17 protein-coding genes and 3 rRNA genes are annotated in these 23,973 nt (G+C 41.5%); 9 read left to right on the top strand and 11 right to left on the bottom strand.

Annotation, left to right across the window (positions count from 1 at the left end; genetic code table 11):
* The first annotated feature begins 56 nt into the window (after nt 1–56).
* From ACQY4U_RS19155 to ACQY4U_RS19130, 6 genes are all read left to right on the top strand, one after another.
* On the top strand, nt 57–1,586 hold the full coding sequence (locus ACQY4U_RS19155) for a glycoside hydrolase family 32 protein (RefSeq protein WP_428331065.1): 1,530 nt from the start codon (nt 57–59) through the stop codon (nt 1,584–1,586).
* Nucleotides 1,587–3,113, top strand: a complete 1,527-nt coding sequence (locus tag ACQY4U_RS19150) for a glycoside hydrolase family 32 protein (RefSeq protein ID WP_428331064.1) — start codon at nt 1,587–1,589, stop codon at nt 3,111–3,113.
* Nucleotides 3,114–3,230: 117 nt separating this feature from the next.
* A complete protein-coding gene (locus ACQY4U_RS19145) occupies nt 3,231–4,235 on the top strand; it encodes an LLM class flavin-dependent oxidoreductase (RefSeq protein ID WP_428331063.1) in 1,005 nt (334 codons plus the stop codon).
* A 217-nt stretch (nt 4,236–4,452) separates the two neighbouring features.
* A complete protein-coding gene (locus ACQY4U_RS19140; RefSeq protein WP_428331062.1) occupies nt 4,453–4,644 on the top strand; it encodes a cold-shock protein in 192 nt (63 codons plus the stop codon).
* A 5-nt stretch (nt 4,645–4,649) separates the two neighbouring features.
* Nucleotides 4,650–5,099 carry a cold-shock protein gene (locus ACQY4U_RS19135; RefSeq protein ID WP_428331061.1) on the top strand — a complete coding sequence of 150 codons (450 nt, stop codon included), beginning with the start codon at nt 4,650–4,652 and terminating at the stop codon, nt 5,097–5,099.
* Nucleotides 5,100–5,102: 3 nt separating this feature from the next.
* On the top strand, nt 5,103–5,342 hold the full coding sequence (locus ACQY4U_RS19130; protein WP_428331060.1) for a hypothetical protein: 240 nt from the start codon (nt 5,103–5,105) through the stop codon (nt 5,340–5,342).
* A gap of 189 nt (nt 5,343–5,531) precedes the next feature.
* Here the strand turns inward: ACQY4U_RS19130 and ACQY4U_RS19125 are convergent, their stop codons facing one another.
* Nucleotides 5,532–6,524, bottom strand: a complete 993-nt coding sequence (locus ACQY4U_RS19125; RefSeq protein ID WP_428331059.1) for an NAD-dependent epimerase/dehydratase family protein — start codon at nt 6,522–6,524, stop codon at nt 5,532–5,534.
* Between the two features lie 145 nt (nt 6,525–6,669).
* Here ACQY4U_RS19125 and ACQY4U_RS19120 point away from each other — a divergent pair, with 145 nt between their 5' ends.
* Nucleotides 6,670–7,146, top strand: coding sequence for an Lrp/AsnC family transcriptional regulator (locus ACQY4U_RS19120; RefSeq protein ID WP_428331058.1), 477 nt, complete (start codon nt 6,670–6,672; stop codon nt 7,144–7,146).
* Nucleotides 7,147–7,181: 35 nt separating this feature from the next.
* Here the strand turns inward: ACQY4U_RS19120 and ACQY4U_RS19115 are convergent, their stop codons facing one another.
* The 7 genes from ACQY4U_RS19115 to ACQY4U_RS19085 form a co-directional block, all read right to left on the bottom strand.
* Nucleotides 7,182–7,487, bottom strand: a complete 306-nt coding sequence (locus ACQY4U_RS19115; protein WP_428331057.1) for an RNA recognition motif domain-containing protein — start codon at nt 7,485–7,487, stop codon at nt 7,182–7,184.
* A gap of 69 nt (nt 7,488–7,556) precedes the next feature.
* Complete coding sequence (locus ACQY4U_RS19110) at nt 7,557–9,404, bottom strand: DNA topoisomerase 3 (protein WP_428331056.1); 1,848 nt, start codon at nt 9,402–9,404, stop codon at nt 7,557–7,559.
* Nucleotides 9,405–9,472: 68 nt separating this feature from the next.
* Nucleotides 9,473–9,772, bottom strand: coding sequence for an RNA recognition motif domain-containing protein (locus tag ACQY4U_RS19105; protein WP_428331055.1), 300 nt, complete (start codon nt 9,770–9,772; stop codon nt 9,473–9,475).
* A gap of 163 nt (nt 9,773–9,935) precedes the next feature.
* Nucleotides 9,936–10,047, bottom strand: a 5S ribosomal RNA gene (gene rrf, locus ACQY4U_RS19100).
* A 249-nt stretch (nt 10,048–10,296) separates the two neighbouring features.
* Nucleotides 10,297–13,172: ribosomal RNA gene (locus tag ACQY4U_RS19095) — 23S ribosomal RNA — on the bottom strand.
* 417 nt (nt 13,173–13,589) lie between these two features.
* A 16S ribosomal RNA gene (locus tag ACQY4U_RS19090) occupies nt 13,590–15,111 on the bottom strand.
* Together the 16S, 23S and 5S rRNA genes form the textbook arrangement of a ribosomal RNA operon.
* 666 nt (nt 15,112–15,777) lie before the next feature.
* Complete coding sequence (locus tag ACQY4U_RS19085; RefSeq protein WP_428331054.1) at nt 15,778–17,742, bottom strand: sialate O-acetylesterase; 1,965 nt, start codon at nt 17,740–17,742, stop codon at nt 15,778–15,780.
* A gap of 257 nt (nt 17,743–17,999) precedes the next feature.
* Here ACQY4U_RS19085 and ACQY4U_RS19080 point away from each other — a divergent pair, with 257 nt between their 5' ends.
* A complete protein-coding gene (locus ACQY4U_RS19080) occupies nt 18,000–19,229 on the top strand; it encodes an MFS transporter (RefSeq protein ID WP_428331053.1) in 1,230 nt (409 codons plus the stop codon).
* Between the two features lie 63 nt (nt 19,230–19,292).
* Here the strand turns inward: ACQY4U_RS19080 and ACQY4U_RS19075 are convergent, their stop codons facing one another.
* Entirely contained in the window at nt 19,293–20,186 is an 894-nt protein-coding gene (locus ACQY4U_RS19075; RefSeq protein WP_428331052.1) for a hypothetical protein, read from the bottom strand.
* 243 nt (nt 20,187–20,429) lie between these two features.
* On the opposite strand from ACQY4U_RS19075, the gene ACQY4U_RS19070 reads away from it, so the two are divergent.
* Complete coding sequence (locus ACQY4U_RS19070) at nt 20,430–21,926, top strand: gluconokinase (protein ID WP_428331051.1); 1,497 nt, start codon at nt 20,430–20,432, stop codon at nt 21,924–21,926.
* Nucleotides 21,927–21,936: 10 nt separating this feature from the next.
* Here the strand turns inward: ACQY4U_RS19070 and ACQY4U_RS19065 are convergent, their stop codons facing one another.
* Both ACQY4U_RS19065 and ACQY4U_RS19060 read right to left on the bottom strand, forming a co-directional pair.
* Nucleotides 21,937–22,695 (bottom strand): TIGR03915 family putative DNA repair protein, encoded by a 759-nt coding sequence (locus tag ACQY4U_RS19065; RefSeq protein ID WP_428331050.1) that lies wholly within the window; start codon nt 22,693–22,695, stop codon nt 21,937–21,939.
* 1 nt (nt 22,696) lies between these two features.
* A complete protein-coding gene (locus ACQY4U_RS19060) occupies nt 22,697–23,953 on the bottom strand; it encodes a putative DNA modification/repair radical SAM protein (RefSeq protein ID WP_428331049.1) in 1,257 nt (418 codons plus the stop codon).
* Nucleotides 23,954–23,973: the final 20 nt, after the last annotated feature.

The following is a 23,973-nucleotide window of genomic DNA, read 5'->3' as shown; positions in this document are numbered from 1 at the left end:
TCATTATTTTATATATTGCTGCTCTCCGTGTTTCATCATACCTAAAAGCAAAAATAATGTTGAGTAAAAAAATCTTATTCCTGCTACTTTTAATGCCTTCGGTAAAAGTATTTAGCCAGCAAAAAGAGGTAGCCACCCCACAATGGCGCCCTGCCTATCATTTTACCCCGCCAACCAACTGGACAAACGATCCAAACGGATTGATTTTTTTGAACGGGACGTTCCAGTTATACTATCAGCATAATCCTTTTGAAAATAAATGGGGGCACATGAGCTGGGGCCACGCAACAAGTGTTGATTTAATACACTGGAAAAACCTGCCCGTTGCTATCCCCGAGGTAATAACTAAAGATACTACAACATGGATCTATTCCGGATCGGCTGTATTGGATACAAACAATACCAGCGGTTTTGGTGTAAACGGAAAAGCACCATTGGTAGCCATTTTTACTGCCGATCAGCCAAAGCAAAAAAAAGAATCACAGTTTATTGGCTACAGCAATGATAATGGCTTGTCTTTTAAACAATATAGCAACAACCCTGTAATTGATCTGAACAAAAGGGATTTTCGCGATCCTAATGTATTTTGGTACGCGCCCTCAAAGCAGTGGATCATGGCCGTTTCAATGGTTGATGATCATATGATAAGGTTTTATGGTTCTAAAAATCTAAAAGACTGGAATAAGTTAAGTGATTTTGGTCCGGCAGGCTATACAAAAAATGGCTGGGAATGCCCCTCATTATTACCATTGGTGGTTGATAATGATCCAAAGCATATAAAATGGGTGCTTTTGGTATCATCCGGCGGAGATCATGGCCCATTGATGCAATACTTTGTAGGTGACTTTGATGGCACTACATTTAAAAACAGCAATCCCGAAAGCCTGCAACTAACCGTTGATTATGGCGATGCTTTTTATGCTGCAATAGCCTGGCGAAATGCCCCGGGTAATAAAACCATTTTGTTGGGCTGGATGCAATCGGGTAAACCGGAAACCTATCCGTGGAAAGGGCAAATGTCAATTCCGAGAGATCTTTCGCTAAAAACTACGGCAAACGGGCTCAGACTTTTTCAAACACCATCGGCTATTGTTAGCAACTCGTTGTCGCAATATGCAAAGGGTGCAGTCCTTTCAAAAAAAGACATCCACCTCAATAATCAAAACATCAAACTTTCAACACCAACACAATTTAATGGTAATGCCAACTGGATTGATGCGCAGTTTGACTTGAAGAATGCCACTAAAGCAGGTTTTTATCTTACAGAAAAAAATGGATCTACAAAACGCATAACTGTTGGATATAATGTGCAGAAACAAGAGCTTTATGTAGATTGTACAGCAGCAGAAAGAGAAAATAAATCGCCGGATAATTTAATGCAGACTGCCCCAATGAAACCAGTGAAAGGGATTATTAAGATACAGGTATTGCTGGATAAATCGTCGATTGAGGTGATTGGTAATAATGGCGAGAAGGTAATTTCAACAATGATATATCCCGAGGCCGGTGCCACCGGGTTTTCTGTTTTTTCGGATGGAAAAACAACGATTAAAAATTTAAAAGTTTGGGATTTAAACCATAAATAAATGAATATTAAAAAAGCACTTTTAATAGCTTGCTGTCTTTTTTTGGTCATTGGCCTTAAAGCACAGGATAAAAGTTCCGTTTACACAGATCAATACAGGCCGCAGTTCCATTTTTCGCCACAAGCGCATTGGATGAACGACCCTAACGGTATGGTGTATTACAACCATACTTACCACCTGTTTTTTCAGTATTATCCAAACGCTACTGTTTGGGGGCCTATGCATTGGGGCCATGCAGAAAGCACTGATCTTATCCACTGGAAACAGTTACCAACGGCCTTATTTCCGGATAGCCTGGGTTATATATTTTCGGGCAGTGCCGTCATAGATTCAAATAATACTTCGGGCTTTGGTAAAAATGGTAAAATACCCTTGGTAGCCATATTTACCCATCACGACCCTAAAGGAGAAAAAGAAGGAAAAGATAATTTTCAGAATGAAAGCCTGGCCTACAGCCTTGACAATGGCACTACCTGGACTAAATATAAAGGTAACCCGGTGCTGAAAAACCCCGGCATCCGTGATTTTCGCGACCCTAAAGTAATGTGGTATGCAAAAGAAAAGAAATGGGTAATGACGCTGGCCACTAAAGATCATATTACCTTTTACTCCGCTCCCGACTTAAAAACCTGGAAAAAAGAAAGTGAATTTGGTTTAACCCAGGGCGCTCATGGCGGCGTTTGGGAATGTCCGGATCTGTTTCCACTAAAATTAAACGGTAAAACCTATTGGGTTTTAATAGTTAATTTAAACCCTGGCGGGCCTAACGGAGGCTCGGCAACACAATACTTTGTGGGCAATTTTGATGGCGAAAAATTCACGGCGATGGATACACAAACCCGGTGGCTTGATTATGGGCCTGATGAATATGCCGGCATTACCTGGAACAATACAGGTACGCGCAGGATATTTTTGGGCTGGATGAGCAACTGGGAATACGCCAACCAGGTACCTACCGAAAAATGGCGCAATGCAATGACCATCCCCCGCGAATTAAGCTTGAAAGAAAGCAAAAAAGGTATTGTATTGGCATCAGCTCCTATTCCTGAGCTAAAAAATATTGTCGCCAAAACCATTCAGCTAAAAAGTATATCTGTAAATAAGGTTGTCGACCTATCAACCAAAATAAATGGCTTTAACAGCCAGTATACCTTAAAATTAAATATGGTTCAATTAAAGGATTATACGATCAGGCTGTCCAACAAAAAAGGAGAAGAACTATTGATTGGTTACGACCAGCAAAAGGAACAGTATTTTATTGATCGTACAAAATCGGGTAAAACAGATTTTCAAAAAGATTTTTCCGGGAGATTTACCGCACCCCGTTTAGCAACGGCTAAAGCCAGTAACCTTACCTTGGTAGTTGATAAAGCGTCGGTTGAAGTATTTGCTGACGGTGGCCTAACGGTAATGACCTGTATATTTTTTCCCGATTCGCCCTATAATAATTTAACCATAAGTAGTGCTGGCAATTTGAACCTGTACAACGTGCAAATTTCAGCGTTGAAATCAATATGGAATAAATAAAGCTTATTAAGGATACATCCTGATTGAAATACCATTTTTGCCAAATCACTTTGTTTGATCAGCGTCATATCACTGATGCTGATCTAACATTTTAATAGATTAGGGCTAATTTTGAGAATGAATTCAAAGCGTTTAAGCGAAATAGCCTACTCTGTACTTGATCTTGCAACGGTTGTAGAGGGTCATTCCATAGCTGAAACCTACCATAATAGTCTTGAAAATGCCCGGCAGGCTGAGCAGCTGGGATACAAACGTTACTGGTTTGCAGAGCACCATAATATGATGAATGTGGCCAGCTCGGCCACTGCCCTGCTTATTGGTTATATAGCCGGTAATACCAACACCATCCGCGTAGGCTCTGGTGGTATTATGCTGCCTAATCATGCCCCGCTGATTGTGGCGGAACAGTTTGGCACATTAGCTACATTATATCCCAAAAGAATAGATCTTGGACTTGGCCGAGCACCAGGCACTGACCAGGCAACAGCCATGGCTATTAGGGGAGAAAATATGAATTCTTCTTTTCATTTCCCGCAGGATGTTGAAGCTTTACAAATTTATTTTTCACCACAAAATATAAACGGCAAAGTACGTGCTATACCTGGCGAGGGGATTGATATTCCGATATGGATATTAGGTTCAAGTACGGATAGTGCAAGGTTAGCTGCCGCAAAAGGATTGCCTTATGCCTTTGCAAGTCACTTTGCACCGGCTCACTTCCGCGAGGCAATTGAACTGTACCGTGCTAATTTTAAACCCTCTGCTTATTTACAAAAGCCTTATATTATAGCATGTGTTAATGTAATAGCAGCCGATACTGATAAAGAAGCCGAGTACCTGGCTACTTCTGTTAAGCAATTTTTTATGGGGGTTATAACCGGTAAGCGACAATTGCTTCAAGCACCTGTTGAAAACATGGAAACCATCTGGAATATTTATGAGGAGGAAGCCGTTATGCAGATGCTGGCCTACTCATTTATTGGTAGCAAAGAAAAAATAAAGGCAATGATGACCGATTTTGCAGAAGAAACCCAAATTGACGAGGTGATGGCGACCTCGCATATATTTGACCACCAGGCCAGGTTAAAATCATACCAGCTATTTGCCGGGGCAATGCAATAAGCTATAGGTAAAATATGGTAAACCAATGCTTAAAAGTAAAATCAAAAAAGTAATTCGTTTTATGGCAGGAGTGTATTTTTCAGCTTGATATGATCAATCAATAATATCATAGAACAATAATTTTTTTGCTTAAAACAGGTATTTTAATTAAAGGTTATAATTAAAATACCTGATATGCCGATAATTAACCGTACCTTCATGGCTTATTCAATATATAATGGCAACAGGTACAGTAAAATTTTTCAATGAATCAAAAGGCTTCGGCTTTATTACACCTACAAGTGGTGGCAAAGAGGTGTTTGTTCACGTTACAGGTCTTATCGATCAAATCCGTGAGAACGACTCAGTTAGTTACGATGTAGAAGAAGGCAAAAAAGGCCCAAGTGCAGTTAATGTTAAAATAGCATAACTCTATTGGCAAGGTCGACAGAAACATTTAGTAAAAAGGAGAAAGAGAAGGCTCGTTTAAAAAAGTCTAAAGAGAAGAAGGAAAAGGCCGATGACCGAAGGGCGAATGCTGGAAAAGGCAAGAGCCTGGAGGACATGATGGCTTACACTGATGAATATGGAAACATTACATCAACTCCCCCTGATCCATCCAGAAAAATACATGTTAATTTAGAGGACATTCAGATTGGTGTTGCAAAACAGGAAGACATCCCTCATGATACTGTTAGAAACGGCGTTGTAAGCTTTTTTAACGAATCAAAAGGATATGGCTTTATCAAAGATCTGCAAACACAAGAAAGTATTTTTGTGCATATCAATGCCCTGACCGAACCTTTAAAGGAAAACAACATGGTAACTTTTGAAACTGAGCAGGGTCAAAAAGGATTATCTGCAGTTAACGTAAAAAAGAAATAACCAATGGTTGCTAAAACAATTGCATCAACACTTCAAAAAGAAAACTTTAAAACAAAGTTTGCTGAAATCATTAAAGAGAATACAAAGTTGAAAGATCAGTATTCTATCCAGTTTTTTGAAACAGCACAAAAAAGCAACTACAGTTTTTCAGGGCGTGATGGAAAATCCATCAATGTTTTATCAAGTCTCACCATTGATGAGGCTGAAAAGTATAAAATATTGAAAAGCTCATGGCAGAACTAAGAAAAATTATCCGAACTAAAATCGGATAATTTTTTTTGTAGTATTCTCAATAATTTTATTGTCTTTTATCTCATTAACAGCTAATAAAAAAGGCTGGCATATTTGCCAACCTCTCCCAATTATTAATTATACCCAATCAAGAGTTTCTTTTTTTCTGCATTGCTTAAATTTAATTTAAAGCTTAATACTTTAATTGAATAAAAGTTTTTCCTTTGTCGCAGGATTTAAATGCAGCAACATATCGGCTACCATAGCAGCCAGATCATACTTTGCATGCAATCCCCAATCCTTTTTAGCAGGCTCATCATTAATTGAAGCAGGCCAGCTATCTGCAATTTGTTGTCGAGAATCAGGTTTAAACATTACCTCTAACTCCGGGATGTGCTTTTTAATTGCTTTAATCAGTTCTGCCGGTGTAAAGCTCATCCCTGCAATATTGTACGAGTTACGCACGGTGATTGTATGCTCCGGAGCTTCCATTAATTGAATAGTTGCATTAACAGCATCTTCCATATACATCATTGGCAAACCAGTATCTTCTTTTAAAAAGCAGGTATAACTACCATTTTTAATAGCCTCATGAAAAATTTCAACCGCATAATCGGTTGTTCCGCCACCTGCATTTGCCGAATAGCTGATCAATCCCGGGTACCGGATACTGCGTACATCCAAACCATACTGACGGTGATAGTAAGCACACCAGTTTTCTCCAGCGCATTTACTGATACCATAAACAGTTGTAGGATCAGTAAGGGCATCCTGCGGACATTCATTATGTGGTGATGAAGGGCCAAAAACAGCTATACTGCTTGGCCAAAATATTTTATCAAGTTTATGCAGTCGTGCTGTTTCTAATACATTCAGCAAACCTGCCATATTAAGTTCCCAGGCAACCAATGGATTTTTTTCGCCACTGGCTGATAGTACAGCTGCTAAATGGTAGATCTGGGTGATACCAAAATCATTCACTAATTTTACCAAAGCTCCCTTATCTAATACATTAAGCTTTGCATAAGGTCCTTTTTCCTGAAGCGTGGGTGTAGCTGCATGAATATCAGATGCTACAACAGCTTCCTTACCATATTTAGCACGTAAGGCAGTTACAAGTTCAGTACCAATTTGTCCGCAGGCACCTGTAACTAAAATTACCGGCCCGGTGGTTTCTTTAATAATATCATCCATAATATATACAAATTTGCGGATAAACCCATTATACTATGGTATTATCTAATAAATTCCGTTACATACACAGATTTATATACTATTTACCGAATATTCGGGTATTTTTGCTTCGCATTGATTACAATTTCCGTTACTACAACATTTTATGCTTAACAAACTTGACGCAACCGACATCAGGATCCTGAAGTTTTTGCAGGATAATGCCCGACTTACCAATAAAGAATTAGGCGAAAAGCTACATAAATCAGCCAGTACAATTGGAGAACGAATAAAAAGATTGGAGGACGAGGGTTATATTAAAAAATATGCCGCCATTTTAGACCCCCAAAAAATCAATTGCGGTTTAATGGCCTTTACCCATGTAAAGATCCGCGATCATAGTAAAGAAAGCCTGAGCCATTTTGAAAACGAGATCATCAAATTTCCGCAAGTGTTAGATTGTTACCACATGTCGGGCCAGTATGATTTTATCCTCCGTGTAGCCGTGGCCGATCTGAATGCTTACCACGAATTTTTGATGAACCATTTGTTTGAAACCATCCCGATGGGATCGGTACAAAGTACTTTTGTAATGAAAGAAGCTAAAGGGATGAGCGCATTTCCGGTTGAAATAGGAAAATAAGAGAGATTACTAATAATTCAGGTGTATTTTTTTAATTAGAACTGTTTCCGGGGCCTTTTCTTTTTTTCAAAAGCTTTAACCGGTACTGCGGCTACGGGTTCTTCTTCCCTTATTTTAACATTTAATAAACGGCCTTTAACTTTGGTTCCGTCAAGTGCTTCAATGGCGCGCTCAGCTGCTTCACGGCTTTCCATCTCTAAAAAGGCATATCCCTTACAAATTTTCGTTTTTTTATCCCGAACTACCTTTATGGTAACAACATCGCCATGCGGTGCCACCAGCATAACAATATCAAGTTCAACAAAATCAAGCGGAAAACCACCAACAAAAAGTTTGACCATTTTATAAACACATTAAGACTGTAAATATATCAATTAAGATTTTGTATGAAAGACACTTTACTGATACATCTAATTTACCTTCGCTAATTCCGGCTTTTTAATCACCATCCCCTTGCCTGCTTTTAAAAGCTCCTGCGTAATTGTACGGGTATATTCCTTAATCTCCTGCTGAAAACCATCAACCGATGCACCAGAACGGATCTCTTCTAATCGTTTTTCCCAGTTACCTGTTAATTCAGCTTGTGCTATCCGATAATCCTTAACTACATTATAAACGGCCATTCCCGTGGGTGTAGGTATAAGGTTCTTTTTTTCGCGCATAATATAATCCCGCTTTATAAGCGTTTCAATCATTGCTGCGCGGGTTGCGGGTGTACCCAATCCGCTATCTTTCATGGCATAGCGTAATTCTTCATCGTCAATTTCCTTCCCTGCGGTTTCTAATGCTTTTAATAGGGATGCTTCGTTATAGAGTGGTTTGGGCTTGGTTTGTTTCTCTAACAGGGTTTTGTCAACCACCGGAAGGTCTTCGCCTTGTTTCACTTTTGGCAGCGAAGCATTTTCCTCTTCCTTTTTTTCCTCATCCGGATCATTAAAAACAGCACGCCAGCCTGCAACTCCAATTACAGTACCACTCGCAAAAAAATCACTGCCAGATCGTACTGTTATTTTGGTTACCTCTTTTATACATTCCTGGTGAAAAGCTTCTAACATCCGCCCAACAACCAAATCATAAATTACCTGTTTATCAGGCGATAATTGGTAAGGCACCTCTCCTGTAGGCAATATGGCATGGTGATCTGTTACCTTTTTAGCATTAACACTGCGTTTATTCAGTTTAGCACCGGTAAGTAACGTTGCCTGTTTCCCAAATTCGGGATGATCTTTAAATTTATCAATAAGCAGCGATACACCAGCAAACACATCATCGCCAATGTAGCGGCTCCCCGTCCTGGGATAGGTAACCAGCTTACTTTCATACAAATTTTGCAATAATGTAAGGGTTTGATCAGCAGTAAAGCCTTTGCGTTTGTTAGCTTCCTGCTGCAGGCTGCTCAAATCGTGTAATAATGGCGGCGGTTCTTTACGTGGCTTGGCTTCCACACTTAAAATGTGCCCACCATTTGGAATACCCGATGCAACGTCCTGCACCTGGTCTATTATTAATTGGGCAGCTTCTTTGGTTTTATATTTCTCGTCTGTTACTGCTTTAAAAACATGCCCATCCTTATCAACCATGATACTTACCTGGTAAAAGGGTTCGGGTATAAAGTTTTTATTCTCCTGGTAACGGGAGCAAATCATGGCAAGTGTTGGGGTTTGTACACGTCCCAGTGATAATACCGATCTTGTTCCAGATGATAAACTTAGGGCTTGCGTAGCATTCATCCCTACCAGCCAATCAGATTGCGACCTGCAATGGGCCGAATTGAATAAAGTATCGTAATCAGACCCTGGTTTCAAATTACGGAAACCATCTTTTATAGCTTCATCTGTTTGTGATGAGATCCAAAGGCGTTTAAATGGTTTTTTGCATTTTAAATAGTAGTAGATATATCGGAAGATAAGCTCCCCTTCGCGCCCGGCATCCGTTGCAACAATGATTTCGGTAGCTTCCTCAAACAGGGATTTGATAATATCCAGCTGCTTGCGCACACCAGGATCATCAACCATACCATCTTTAGTTTTTACTTTACGGATTGAAAGCTTGAATTTTTGCGGCAGCATGGGCAGGTTTTGCACATTCCAGCCATAAAAACCATATTCTTGAGGGGCAGCCAACTGCAACAGGTGGCCAAAGGCCCAGGTAAATGTGTATCCTTTACCTTCAATATAACCATCTTTTTTGGTTGTCGCGCCAAACACTTTTGCAATCTCACGGGCGACGGATGGTTTTTCGGCAATGATCACTTTCATACCCGGCGAAAGTAGATAATAAGAAACTGCACTGCAACCCTTGTGGAAAAAGAAGGGCTTTATTCTGATTAATTACCTATTCGCTGGCGCTTTTTTCTAACGGGAGGAGCAACAACTTCAGGTTGTTTAGGTTCAGCAATTCTAACGCTGATCGTACGATCATCAATTTCAGCACCATTCAAAGCAGCGATGGCCCTGTCGGCACCAGCCTGATCTTCCATGTGTACAAAGCCATATCCTTTGCTTTCGCCTGTATTTTGATCGGTAACTATGGTAATAATGCCCACCTGTCCGTAAACTGTGAAAATTTCAAGAAGCTCTGTTTCTTCCATATCACGGGGAAGGCCTACAATAAATAACTTGACCATTGTGCTTTATTTTGAAACAAAGATAAGAATTAACAGAATAATGAAGAATATGATATTTATTACTAAGTAATTATGTTTTAAATGGATAGGGCGTTCCCTTCTAACGTAGCCTATATTAAACAAGAAAGCCTTGTATCGTTAAGATACAAGGCTTATCTATAAGATTTGGCACCGACCTACTCTCCCACATTTTACTGCAGTACCATCGGCTCTGGCGGGCTTAACTTCTCTGTTCGGAATGGGAAGAGGTGGACACCGCCGATATAGGCACCTGAATTTCTTTTGGTTCATCGGCTGATAGTTTACTTGTTCATTATTCTGTGATGAACGGTATACTTACCTGCTTTGACCGGTATTTTATTTGTTTGTGCTGATCAGAGCTTATCTTCAGTACAGTGACTGATGATTTGTTTCTGATTAACTAAACAATGACATATTATTGAAAGAAGCAATGAATTGAGAAAACAACAGTATTAGTTTTTGTCGGGTCATATGCCGGAGCACATGACCCATTATTACCTGCTATGAGAAAGCTTCGGGCGATTAGTATTACTTGGCTATGATGTCACCACCTTTATACCTGTAACCTATCAACGTAGTAGTCTGCTACGACCCTCAATGGAAGTCTCATCTTGTGGCTAGTTTCGCACTTAGATGCTTTCAGCGCTTATCTATTCCCAACGTAGCTACTCTGCAATACAGCTGGCGCCATAACAGATTCACCAGAGGTTAGTCCAACCCGGTCCTCTCGTACTAAGGTCAGCCCCACTCAAACTTCCTGCGCCCACAACAGATAGGGACCGAACTGTCTCGCGACGTTCTGAACCCAGCTCGCGTGCCACTTTAATGAGCGAACAGCTCAACCCTTGGGACCTTCTCCAGCCCCAGGATGTGACGAGCCGACATCGAGGTGCCAAACCTCCCCGTCGATATGAGCTCTTGGGGGAGATCAGCCTGTTATCCCCAGCGTACCTTTTATCCTTTGAGCGATGGCCCTTCCATGCAGAACCACCGGATCACTATATCCGTCTTTCGACCCTGCTCGGCTTGTCTGCCTCACAGTCAAGCAAGCTTATGCTATTGCACTCCACGTACGGTTACCAAGCGTACTGAGCTTACCTTTGAAAGCCTCCGTTACCTTTTTGGAGGCGACCACCCCAGTCAAACTACCCGCCAAACAATGTCCCCCGTTGCCAGGGTTAGACACCAGATACAGAAAGGGTGGTATTTCAACGTTGACTAACTGACTCCTAGCGAAGCCAGATCACAGTCTCCCACCTATCCTACACATCCTGTAGCCGATTTCAATGTTAAGTTGTAGTGAAGGTGCATGGGGTCTTTCCGTCCCGTTGCGGGTAACCGGCGTCTTCACCGATACCACAATTTCACCGAGCTCATGGCTGAGACAGCGCCCAGATCGTTACACCATTCGTGCAGGTCGGAACTTACCCGACAAGGAATTTCGCTACCTTAGGACCGTTATAGTTACGGCCGCCGTTTACCGGGGCTTCGATTCAATGCTTCGAATTGCTCCTAACATCCCCTCTTAACCTTCCGGCACCGGGCAGGTGTCAGGCCATATACGTCATCTTTCGATTTTGCATAGCCATGTGTTTTTGTTAAACAGTCGCCTGGGCCTTTTCACTGCGGCTTCATTGCTGAAGCGCCCCTTCTCCCGAAGTTACAGGGCCATTTTGCCGAGTTCCTTAGCCATGATTCACTCGAGCACCTTAGGATTCTCTCCTCGACTACCTGTGTCGGTTTACGGTACGGGTTTTTATAACCTGAAGCTTAGCGGGTTTTCTTGGAAGTCTGATTACCTGAACTATCACATCCCCCGAAGGTTCTGTGTACTATCAGCTTTCAGCAGGAATGGCGTACTTTACTACCTTCCCTATACCTACGGCCTTTAACGAACTATTCCGTCAGTTCGCGTCAGTGTCACTACTCCGTCACCGCATCGCAGTTATAAAAAGTACTGGAATATTAACCAGTTGTCCATCGGCTACGCCCTTCGGCTTCACCTTAGGCCCCGACTAACCCTGATCCGATTAGCGTTGATCAGGAAACCTTAGTCTTTCGGTGGGCGGGTTTCTCTCCCGCCTTATCGTTACTTATGCCTACATTTGCTTTTCTATTTCCTCCACAGTCATTTACATTCCTGCTTCACCGGTCGATAGAATGCTCCCCTACCAGATGCATTGCTGCAAATCCATAGCTTCGGTATACCACTTGATGCCCGTTTATTATCCATGCCCGATCGCTCGACTAGTGAGCTGTTACGCACTCTTTAAATGAATGGCTGCTTCCAAGCCAACATCCTAGCTGTCTGTGCAATCGGACCTCGTTAGTTCAACTTAGTGGTAATTTGGGGACCTTAGCTGATGGTCTGGGTTCTTTCCCTCTCGGCCCTGGACCTTAGCACCCAGAGCCTCACTCCAGCGTATATTAATAAGCATTCGGAGTTTATCTGGATTTGGTAGGATTTGACTCCCCCGCACCCAATTAGTAGCTCTACCTCTTATTAACTCAACCGCCAGGCTGTTCCTAAAAACATTTCGGGGAGTACGAGCTATTTCCCAGTTTGATTAGCCTTTCACCCCTACCCACAAATCATCCGGAAACTTTTCAACGTTTATCGGTTCGGTCCTCCAGTACCTGTTACGGCACCTTCAACCTGTCCATGGGTAGATCACAAGGTTTCGCGTCTACCTCCCCTGACTATACGCCCTATTCAGACTCGCTTTCGCTTCGGATCCGTGTCTTAAACACTTAACCTTGCCAGGAAAGAGTAACTCGTAGGCTCATTATGCAAAAGGCACGCCGTCACAGAACTTGTCTGCTCCGACCGCTTGTAAGTACACGGTTTCAGGTTCTATTTCACTCCCCTGTTCGGGGTTCTTTTCACCTTTCCCTCACGGTACTGGTTCACTATCGGTCTCTCAGGAGTATTTAGCCTTACCGGATGGTGCCGGCAAATTCCCACAAGGCGTCTCCGACCTCGCGGTACTCAGGATACCACTATCCTATTATCAATTACCCGTACGCAGCTCTCATGCTCTATGGCCGGGTTTCCCACCCCGTTCCGGTTTTCTTTAATATTCATGTTGTGGTCCTATAACCCCCATTATGCCGTAACATAATGGGTTTGGGCTTCTTCCCTTTCGCTCGCCACTACTCAGGAAATCACTGTTGTTTTCTCTTCCTCTGCTTACTTAGATGTTTCAGTTCAGCAGGTTTGCGCATTTATGCAACTATTCTTCAAATAGTTAGGTTTCCCCATTCGGAAATCTCCGGATTAATTTATATTTGCTAATCCCCGGAGCTTATCGCAGCTTATCACGTCCTTCATCGCCTCTGAGAGCCAAGGCATCCCCCGTGTACCCTTTCTTACTTTCTTCTACTATATCGCCTTTTGCTCGATATGTATGCTTTTTGATTCTTGTTGCGTTCTCCAGCTTACATGCGCATCAGTCCAGTTCTCCAATCATCTTGCGACGATTGTCCCACTTTCCCTCTTTACCGTAATCCTTCAAAGCCTCAACAGTCCTCTATACTGTTGTCTTCTCTTTTTATTACTTCTTCCAATATGTCAAAGAACGTTACCCCGATAACATTACGTCATCTTGCTCTATATCCTATCCCTTTCAGGAAACGGAGGGTGTGTGGAGAATAACGGATTCGAACCGTTGATATTTCCGGCGTTTACCGGAGATCCCAGCCCCAATTATGGCTGATTTCCTTATTTTATCTTAAGAATAACATGCAACGTAGCTTTTATCTCACGCTGTTGAGACCGCTTTGGATACTGCTCCAGAAAGGAGGTATTCCAGCCACACCTTCCGGTACGGCTACCTTGTTACGACTTAGCCCCAGTTACCGACTTTACCCTAGGACGCTCCTTGCGGTGACGCACTTCAGGCACTTCCAGCTTCCATGGCTTGACGGGCGGTGTGTACAAGGCCCGGGAACGTATTCACCGCAGCATTGCTGATCTGCGATTACTAGCGAATCCAACTTCACGGGGTCGAGTTGCAGACCCCGATCCGAACTGTGATCAGCTTTTTGAGATTGGCATCCTGTTGCCAGGTAGCGGCCCTCTGTACTGACCATTGTAGCACGTGTGTAGCCCCGGACGTAAGGGCCATGATGACTTGACGTCGTCCCCTCCTTCCTCTCTATTTGCATAGGCAGTCTGTTTAGAGTCCCCACCTTAACGTGCTGGCAACTAAACATAGGGGTTGCGCTCGTTGCGGGACTTAACCCAACACCTCACGGCACGAGCTGACGACAGCCATGCAGCACCTAGTTTCGTGTCCCGAAGGACTTGAGCGTCTCTGCTCAATTCACTAACTTTCAAGCCCGGGTAAGGTTCCTCGCGTATCATCGAATTAAACCACATGCTCCTCCGCTTGTGCGGGCCCCCGTCAATTCCTTTGAGTTTCACCCTTGCGGGCGTACTCCCCAGGTGGAATACTTAACGCTTTCGCTTTGACGCTGACTGTATATCGCCAACATCGAGTATTCATCGTTTAGGGCGTGGACTACCAGGGTATCTAATCCTGTTTGATCCCCACGCTTTCGTGCCTCAGCGTCAATCATACTTTAGTAAGCTGCCTTCGCAATTGGTGTTCTGTGACATATCTATGCATTTCACCGCTACTTGTCACATTCCGCCTACCTCAAGTACATTCAAGCCAGTCAGTATCAAAGGCACTGCGATAGTTGAGCTACCGTCTTTCACCCCTGACTTAACTGGCCGCCTACGCACCCTTTAAACCCAATAAATCCGGATAACGCTTGGATCCTCCGTATTACCGCGGCTGCTGGCACGGAGTTAGCCGATCCTTATTCTTACCGTACATTCAGCTTGATTCACGAATCAAGGTTTATTCCGGTACAAAAGCAGTTTACAACCCGTAGGGCCGTCTTCCTGCACGCGGCATGGCTGGTTCAGGCTTCCGCCCATTGACCAATATTCCTTACTGCTGCCTCCCGTAGGAGTCTGGTCCGTGTCTCAGTACCAGTGTGGGGGGTCATCCTCTCAGATCCCCTAAACATCGTAGCCTTGGTAAGCCATTACCTTACCAACTAGCTAATGTTCCGCATGCCCATCCTTATCCTATAAATATTTGATCACAAAACAATGCTATCCCGTGATATTATGCGGGCTTAATCTCTCTTTCGAGAGGCTATCCCCCTGATAAGGGTAGGTTACATACGTGTTACGCACCCGTGCGCCACTCTCATCGGAAGCAAGCTCCCGAATCCCGTCCGACTTGCATGTATTAGGCCTGCCGCTAGCGTTCATCCTGAGCCAGGATCAAACTCTCCATTGTAAAATGTCTAGTTTATTCTCTGACCCTATTATTAATTAATAGAATCTGTATTATATATCTTTATACAGTATCCTGCAGGTTTCATCAATTCGTTTGATTTGAAAATAATAAAATTTTCTTCCTGCTACGTTACATGTTATATCTTAAAACAAAGAACTTTTTGCCTTTCCTCACGGTTGGGCTCTTTTGCTTTCCATCATTGCGATTTCAAACCTGCATTTTCGATCATTTGATCAATCATACTCCCCTTGTTTGGGAGTGCAAAGGTAGAAATGTTTTCTATAAAAAAAAATAAAAGTTTAATTATTTTCAAGGGAGATAGTGTCATTTCTACATATAGCCTTTCATCTCTTAACCACTTGAAATGTTAACTGACTGATGTACAATAAAATGAATAAGCGGGTACCCAAATAACAAATATTTAAGAACTGAATTAAATGCGCAATTAATTTTTAAAAGCAGTTAAAATGCCTTAATCCAACATGTAATTATGGGTTTTTGTAATGGTTTTACTAAAAAGCCTGATGTATACAGTATAAAATCATAGTTATTTATATACCTATAAATTTATCAACGGCTGTACATATACTATATATACTGTTTTAAAAGGAAAAACATTTAAAATTAAGTGTAACCAAAGCGCAACTATGCCTAAACAATGCCCCTTTATTCAAACTTTTTATCCTCTGTTATGCCTTTCCAGTTATCAGACCTGAAAGAGCTCACCGGGAAGCCCTCTTTGTTAAATAGATTTGCATCAACAGGTGCATCTGTCCAGGCATAACGAACCGCTACCGGCTGGGCTACCTGGCTGCACCACACCTTTACCTTATTATCATTAATAATAACTGCCTGCGCATAAAAAAATTTGTGATCGGCCCCGGCAATTTCAAATCCTTTTATATAGCCATATTTATCCCTGGCTAATAAGCCGTTTTCGGCATGAGTAAAACTTACAGTAGCGGCACCGTTACTAAAATCGGCAGCGTTGAACATCGGGCTTTCAGAAAACCCGGGAAAATGGTAGGTAAGGCTTAATGCTTTTGCCGCCAGCCTAAAGCCAACATCGGCTTTATTTTTAGGGTGAATATTAAAAGCTTCGCCAATATCGGTAGTTACTGCTTCGCCTGTATTGGGCAATTTAAGGGTGAGGTTTTGCGCTTCCCTTAGTTCGGCCCAGGCGCTGCCATAATTACTGTTTTGGAAACCACCAAAAGATGAGATCTGAACAAATAAAAATGGAAACTCTCTATGCCACCTGCTGCGCCAATCGGTGATCATCATGGGGAAGGTAGTACGGTATTGAAAGGCGCGCTCGGTGTTTGATTCGCCCTGATACCATATAACACCTGCAATGGCGTAAGGTATCAGCGGATTGATCATTGAATTATATAGCGCAGATGCTGTGTTGTTAGGTAAAAAATCAAAATGATATGGTTTACTCAGATCGGGCATGGTATGCCAGTTACCATCGGCCAGGTTAACCGTGGTATCCGGAAACTGCACGTACAGATCATTACCTGCGGCATTAATGCCTGTACCGAAATAGGATGGATTTTTTTGCTGCGATAACAGATCGATCATTAAACTATTATTACCCGCCGCCCAGGTACCGGCAGGCAGGTTGAGCTGAAAGTTAGCCGGCAGCTGGCCCTTGTTTATCAGCTTCCCGTTAATATAAATAGCCATATCGGCATCGGTTATACCTAAACGGATAACTGATGCGTGTTTACTGCTCGCACTATCAAGCTTAATAGTTTTTTGCATAAACCCCTGGCCGCTGTACGAATATAATTTACCCATCCATTGCCATGATCCGGGTGCACTGCCTTTTTGCCACGCATCAAAAAAAGTGGCTGGCTCACTTGCTAATTGATCAGGCGTGTAATAAACCACCGGCTGGTTATGATAGGCATAAGCTTTTAACTGCTTATCAACCCGTAGCTTCAGGTCGTCGTAATTATCGGGCATGGTTTTGGCAACCGCATTTAATTCGGGCGAGGCAAGCATGGCCTCCTTACTTATCCAGTCTTCAACCTGCGTACCACCCCAGTTGCTGTAAATTAAACCGATGGTAACATGTAAATTTTGCGCAAGTTTTTTAGCAAAGAAGTAACCTACCGCTGTAAAATCGCCAACGGTATTGGTGTCTGCTTTTACCCATTGCCGACCCGAAAGATCTTTTTCAGGCTTCAAACTCATTTTATCGGGAACTGTAAACTGTCGGATGCCCGTTTGTGTAGCCGTTTGCTGCTCCCCTTTGTAACCATTGGCATTTTTTAGCCGGAGTTCCATATTGGATTGGCCGGAGCAGATCCATACCTCGCCAATCATTATATCGCTATAAATCAGTTCATTTTTGCCTGCGGTAATTTTCATTACGTAAGGTCCACCCTCTTTCATTGGTTTTAACACCAGCTTCCAATTGCCCAATTCATCGGTATGGGTGCTTATCTGTTGCCCGTTAAGGCTTACGGTAACTTTGGTATTTTTTGTGCTCCATCCCCAAACGGGTAAATCCTGGTTGCGTTGTAAAACGGCGTGGTTATCAAAAAGCTTTGCAGTTGTAAGTTGTGCGCTAACCTGTAAAAAGAGGCAGGCCAGAGAAAGGGTTATCAAAAAAGACTTCATGCAGATCGGTATTGGTTATTAAGGCAGATCAAAGGCTAAATTTATATAATAAATTTTAATTCAGGTTTATACCCATTATCAAAACAGCACAATCATCGCATTGACCTGATACTGCTTTATAAACATATTGTAAAATACCCATCAACCCAATGTAAGGTATTGTAGCAATTGCTAAATCGAACCATTTGTTATTATACATTTGCGCAAAATTCAAAACAGGTGATTTTTCATCCCGATTTATCATCCTGAAAGTAATCATGATAACCAACGCTCAAAATACCAAACGCATAAAGGAAAAACATCAGGGCATAGCAACTATACTGGCTTTAGCACTTATTCCCTTATCGGGCTTTGCCATAGATATTTATCTGCCATCGTTACCTACTATGGGCACAGCATTGCATGTTAGCAGCATACAGGTACAGTTAACTATAAGTATCTTTCTGATCAGTTATGGTGTAGGGCAGCTGTTTATTGGCAGCGTATTAGATAGTTTTGGCCGTTATAAAATAAGCCTGGTATCATTGCTCATCTTCGCGGCAGCAAGTATTGTAATTGCTGAAACCCATAATATATACTTAATATACCTGATGCGCGGTATTCACGGCCTTACCGTTGCGGCTATTATTGTAGCAAAACGTGCCTATTTTGTTGATGTATTTACCGGCGATAAACTAAAAAGCTATCTTAGTATCTTCACCATCATTTGGTCAACCGGGCCAATTGTAGCGCCCTTTGTTGGGGGTTATTTACAAACCATTTTTGGCTGGGAATCAAACTTTTACTTTTTAGCGGCATTTGCCCTGATCATAGCCATTTTAGAATTTATATACAGCGGCGAAACTTTAAAACAGCCATCAGCCTTTCATCTGTCAAAAATCACTAATATTTATGTGCAGATGATAAAGACCACCAGCTTTACCCTTGGCATTATTATGCTGGGGCTGGCCTATTCAATGGTAATGGTTTATAACATGACGGGGCCATATATTATAGAGCACCAAATGCATTTAACGCCCATTGTAGCCGGTTATTGTTCGCTTATATTAGGTTTTGCGTGGATGGTTGGCGGCTTTATTGGCAAGGCCACTATAAATCGCCCGTTTTATAATAAACTGGCAATTAATTTAGGGTTACAGCTTTTGTTTGTTTTTATAATGATAGCAAGCCTTAACATTAAGGTTAACCTTTACACGCTTATATTTTTCGCCTTTATCATTCATGCTTCGGCAGGGTTTACTTTTAATAACTATTTTACTTACAGCATGAGTAAATTCCCTAATAACGCCGGGATAGCCGGCGGACTTATGGGTGGTGTTAATTATATAGTGGTATCGTTTTTAAGTTATGTGATCATTGCTTTTATCCCCGCAAAGGACGAACACAATCTGAGCTACAGTTACCTGATTCTTATTTTATTATCAGGATTAATAATGCTTGCCGTTTTTCGCCTGCGTAAAAGGAAAACAAGCATTTCCTTAGCGTAAAAAAACAAAAGGATATACCTTCATCAGGTATATCCTTTCCTATTTTTTAAAGTGTTTGTTAAATTATCTTGGCAGGGTGATTGTTTTGGTGGTTAAGCCAAATTTAACAGTGGCCAGGTTATCGCAAGTGCCCGCTCCAAAATCCAATGTACCGTTAATGCTTTTATAAGTAAAGGCTATAATACCGCTGGTAATATCCTTGCAATCGGCTGATTTCACTAAAGGCGTTGTAATGGTTCCGCTGATGCTGGCACCGTTGGTATTGCTGTAGCTAAAATTACCGGTAATTTCATAAGTATCATCGGTTATTGATGCCGTACCAATGCCCGCAGTTTGGGTAAATGTTTCTGTTCCGCTATAGGTGGCAACATCGCCGCTTGGGAAAGTTATACTACCATTACTTACCGTTACATTATAGTTTACGCCTGCATTGGCAACAATGTGCGGTGTCAAGCTGTAAGTACCGGTTATTTTATAGCCGTTTACAGTGTAGTTATTATAAGTTGCAGTTATAACAGTACCTGCAACCCTTATTTTCCCGGTTAGGGTTATGATGATTTGTCCTTTGCGTGTGATGCCGGTGGCAGATGTTACACCTGTACCAAAGTCGACAGTGATAGTTTTTGGAAAAACAGAAGAATTTGCCGGCACTACGGTAATAGTTGCCCCGGCGGTAGTGGTATAACTCCCGGTAGCATTTGTATTTATAGCATCTAACGTTGGGGTATTACCTATTGAGCTAACGGTAAGACTATTTTGCTCGCTGCTTTGGTTTACAATATCAAAGGCATCATCATACATCATTTCTGATGCTGTTGCTGATGTGGAAACACTTACACCGGCAGCTTCATTAGCTGTGGTTGATGTTGTTGAGCTGCTATCCTTTTTACAGGCATTAAGAAATAGCCCGAAAGCTACAGCGAACATACAAATGACAATAGTTTTTTTTGATTTCATGTTGTTTTTAGGGTGTTAAGGTTACCTTGTACGGTTAATTAATATTATTTGATGTGTTATTCCGTTTTTGACTGCTTTTAATTTGTTAAGTAAAGCTGCCATAAAAAAAAATATAACAGCCGGATTAAAAAGGCTGAATCTGAAAAATAGCTGGGTAAACCATTTATAAAATGACAAGGTTACTAATAAATACCTATAAGAGTTTTTATAAACTGCTAAATTAGGCCCTAAATAATAACATTGATGCAACCATACTTATTGGGAATTGATATTGGCACCGGAAGTACCAAAGCTGTAGCTGTTGATTTAAACGGGAACGCAACAGGTATATCACAACATTACTACCCTGTAAAAACCCCGCAACCCGGTTATAATGAGCAAGACCCTGAACTGATACTACAGGCCTTTATCAGCTGTATAACAGATATGGTAAAAAAAATGGAGCAAGCGCCGTTTGCAATTAGCTTTAGCAGCGCCATGCACAGCGTTATCCCGGTTGATAGTAATGGTAAAGCATTGGCAGATATGATGACCTGGGCCGATGCACGAAGCGAAAATATTGCCCAAAAATTAAGGAATTCGGCAGCGGGACAAGATATTTATAAAACATCAGGTACGCCCATCCACGCCATGACACCGCTTTGCAAGCTGATGTGGCTCAATGAAAACGAAAACGAACTGTTCTTCTTAACACATAAGTTTATATCTATAAAGGAATATATATGGTATTACCTGTTTAATGAGTTTCAGGTAGATTATGCAATAGCTTCGGCAACGGGGTTGTTTGATATTATAAAACTCGACTGGAATACAGAAGCCTGTGTTTTAGCCGGGATAACAGCCGATAAACTTTCAACGCCAGTAAATACAACCTATAAACGGGCAGATTTAAAGCCAACTATTGCAGCAATATTACAACTCAATACCGATACCCATTTTATAATTGGCGCCAGCGATGGTTGCTGTGCCAATTTAGGCAGTTTTGTTACCACTGCCGATGTAGCCTCATTAACTATTGGCACAAGCGGCGCTATCCGTGTAACCAGTATGCAGCCTGTATACAATTATGAAGCTATGATATTTAATTACCTGCTTAATGCAAGCACATTTATTTGCGGCGGGGCAGTAAATAATGGAGGCATTGCGTTAAACTGGCTTTTAAAAACCTTTTTAAATAAAAATTTATTAGCACATACAGATTATGATGAGGCTTTTAAATCGATAGCAACTATCCCCGCAGGAAGTGATGGCCTGATCTTTTTGCCATATTTATATGGTGAACGCGCACCCCTGTGGGATACAAAAAGCTGCGGTATGTTCTTTAACATTAAACCCCAACACACACAGGCACATTTTTTAAGGGCAGGATTAGAAGGGATCTGCTTTGCATTAAATGATGTTTTACAAACTATCGAAAAAACATCTACCCCAGTTAAGCAGTTAAACATCAGCGGTGGCTTTATTACCTCGAAAGTATGGACACAAATGCTGGCTGATATTACAGGGAAAAAACTGGCCATTGTTCAGCAGGACGATGCCTCGGCTATTGGTGCTGTATTTTTAGCGATGGACGCATTGGGTTTAAAACCAATTGACCAGCAAAGCCCGGTTAGTTCCGCACAAAATATTGTAGCTGATGAGGTAAATCATCAAACCTATATTCAAAGTTTTTTGGTGTTTAAAAAATTATATACCGATTTAAAAGTAACCATGCATTGGGTACATGATATAGGCCTTTAACGGGCGGCTGCTAAAACTTTTCTGTAAGGTGTTTCCAGTATCTTTTGGGGATATGCCGCAAATGCAGCTTTGTATTTTTACGGGATACAATATTTACACTGGTAAAGTAATTTTTCCATAAATGCTGATAAATCCCTTCGTCTTCACTAAAAGCAGTACTTACATCGCCGGGTTTATTTATTTCTGAAAACGCTAAAGAGATAAATTCAACATCATGCAAGTCATAATGGATCCCGTAATTACGTATCTTATCATAAATAATCCATTTCTGATCAGCATATCTGCTTTTAAAATGCTTGATTATTAAAGGCAAAACATTAAAATCAGGCTCAATTACGGCATAAAAGGTTTCGTCTTTAAGTTTTTGAAACCTGACAAAAGCCTCCATCCTGTGTTTTTCTCGGCGCATCATACTTACTATTTCTGAAACCCGCAGCACATGTTTATTGCCGTAATCATCTTCTATATTCTTATCCGAGTCAAACACATATCTTATATAACTTATAATTGTATTATCCTCGTTTTCAATGGCAGCCAAATGTGCTATATATAATCGCTGTATGCCACCTGCCGATAGTTTTTTCTGTAAACCTTTTAATACCCGGCTTAACCTATCGGCATCTGTAATAACTTGTAAAACCTCTTCAAATAATGCACTGCTGCAATTATCCTGTTTTTGCAGATTGACGATTGTGAGCTTCCGCTCGTAAATTTCAAAAACGGCAGTCAGCAAGCCTTCAAAAGTACCATCATATATTAGCCTCGTCATGTCAAAAAATACTAAGCTGGGTACTTGTGTTCTTTAAATATTTACTTTGCGATTCGGCCAAAATAAACTGCTTTATATTAGTACCTGATAAATCTCTCCGCTCAAACTCATTACTTTTGCAAATAATAAAATACTTGGCCCGGTTAATAGCCACCCCTATCTTTTTTAATTGCTCCCAATTTAACTTGGCAAATTTGCGGGCACTTATAATTTTTTGTGCCGATAACACGCCTATCCCCGGTACCCGCAATATCATTTGCACATCAGCCTTATTAATATCAATAGGGAAAGCCTGCATGTTGCGGATTGCCCAGCCTAACTTAGGGTCAATATCTAAATCGAGGAGGGGCTGCTGGGTGTTCACAATTTCGTTTACGTTGAAACCATAAAAACGCATCAGCCAATCGGCCTGGTAAAGGCGGTTTTCCCTTACCATTGGTACGGCGGTATTTAAAGCTGGCAGGCGTTTATCCGCAAGTACGGGTACATAGCCAGAATAATAAACCCGTTTTAAATTAAAATTTTTATAAAAATGATTGGCTGTTTGTAAAATCTGCTGGTCATTCTCGGGCGATGCACCAATTATTACCTGTGTGCTTTGCCCGGCAGGTGCAAATAAGGGCGCTTTTTTAAATTGCTTTTTTTCTTCGGTACGCTGTATGATCTCCTTTTTTAAAAAAGTCATTGGGTCTATCATATCCTGCCTGTTTTTATCGGGCGCCAAAAGCTTTAAACCCTCTTCGGTAGGCATCTCCAGGTTCACACTTAACCTATCAGCGTATAAACCAGCCTCCCGCATTAATTCATCGCTTGCACCCGGGATTGATTTTAAATGGATATACCCATTAAAGTTATGCTCGGTTCGCAGCTTTTTGGCAATGGTAACCAGGCGCTCCATCGTATAATCAGCATTTTTAAAAATACCTGAGCTTAAAAATAACCCTTCAATGTAATTACGACGGTAAAAATTAATGGTCAGATCAACCACTTCCTGAACAGTAAATGCGGCACGAGTTACATCATTACTTTTGCGGGACACACAGTAAGCACAATCAAAGATACAATGATTGGTGAGTAAAATTTTAAGAAGCGAAACGCAGCGTCCATCCTCGGTATAGCTATGGCAAATCCCATTACTGGCATTGCCCAAGCCTTTATTTTCATTTTTTCTTTTGCTTCCGCTTGATGCACATGATACATCATACTTGGCTGCATCAGCCAAAATATTCAATTTCTCTGTTATCCTATCCGCATTCATACCATCAAAAATACTAATAA

Origin of the sequence: Mucilaginibacter sp., assembly GCF_965277465.1 — a bacterium.
Taxonomy (GTDB): domain Bacteria; phylum Bacteroidota; class Bacteroidia; order Sphingobacteriales; family Sphingobacteriaceae; genus Mucilaginibacter.
The sequence above is the reverse complement of the archived record's forward strand: the minus strand, read 5'-3'. Positions and strand labels throughout refer to the sequence as shown.

Excerpts from the sequence above, each read along its gene's own strand:
- ACQY4U_RS19155 (WP_428331065.1), top strand. The coding sequence starts at position 57 with ATGTTGAGTAAAAAAATCTTATTCCTGCTACTTTTAATGCCTTCGGTA.
- ACQY4U_RS19150 (WP_428331064.1), top strand. The coding sequence starts at position 1,587 with ATGAATATTAAAAAAGCACTTTTAATAGCTTGCTGTCTTTTTTTGGTC.
- ACQY4U_RS19145 (WP_428331063.1), top strand. The coding sequence starts at position 3,231 with ATGAATTCAAAGCGTTTAAGCGAAATAGCCTACTCTGTACTTGATCTT.
- ACQY4U_RS19140 (WP_428331062.1), top strand. The coding sequence starts at position 4,453 with ATGGCAACAGGTACAGTAAAATTTTTCAATGAATCAAAAGGCTTCGGC.
- ACQY4U_RS19130 (WP_428331060.1), top strand. The coding sequence starts at position 5,103 with ATGGTTGCTAAAACAATTGCATCAACACTTCAAAAAGAAAACTTTAAA.
- ACQY4U_RS19125 (WP_428331059.1), bottom strand. The coding sequence starts at position 6,524 with ATGGATGATATTATTAAAGAAACCACCGGGCCGGTAATTTTAGTTACA.
- ACQY4U_RS19120 (WP_428331058.1), top strand. The coding sequence starts at position 6,670 with ATGCTTAACAAACTTGACGCAACCGACATCAGGATCCTGAAGTTTTTG.
- ACQY4U_RS19115 (WP_428331057.1), bottom strand. The coding sequence starts at position 7,487 with ATGGTCAAACTTTTTGTTGGTGGTTTTCCGCTTGATTTTGTTGAACTT.
- ACQY4U_RS19110 (WP_428331056.1), bottom strand. The coding sequence starts at position 9,404 with ATGAAAGTGATCATTGCCGAAAAACCATCCGTCGCCCGTGAGATTGCA.
- ACQY4U_RS19105 (WP_428331055.1), bottom strand. The coding sequence starts at position 9,772 with ATGGTCAAGTTATTTATTGTAGGCCTTCCCCGTGATATGGAAGAAACA.
- ACQY4U_RS19085 (WP_428331054.1), bottom strand. The coding sequence starts at position 17,742 with ATGAAGTCTTTTTTGATAACCCTTTCTCTGGCCTGCCTCTTTTTACAG.
- ACQY4U_RS19080 (WP_428331053.1), top strand. The coding sequence starts at position 18,000 with ATGATAACCAACGCTCAAAATACCAAACGCATAAAGGAAAAACATCAG.
- ACQY4U_RS19075 (WP_428331052.1), bottom strand. The coding sequence starts at position 20,186 with ATGAAATCAAAAAAAACTATTGTCATTTGTATGTTCGCTGTAGCTTTC.
- ACQY4U_RS19070 (WP_428331051.1), top strand. The coding sequence starts at position 20,430 with ATGCAACCATACTTATTGGGAATTGATATTGGCACCGGAAGTACCAAA.
- ACQY4U_RS19065 (WP_428331050.1), bottom strand. The coding sequence starts at position 22,695 with ATGACGAGGCTAATATATGATGGTACTTTTGAAGGCTTGCTGACTGCC.
- ACQY4U_RS19060 (WP_428331049.1), bottom strand. The coding sequence starts at position 23,953 with ATGAATGCGGATAGGATAACAGAGAAATTGAATATTTTGGCTGATGCA.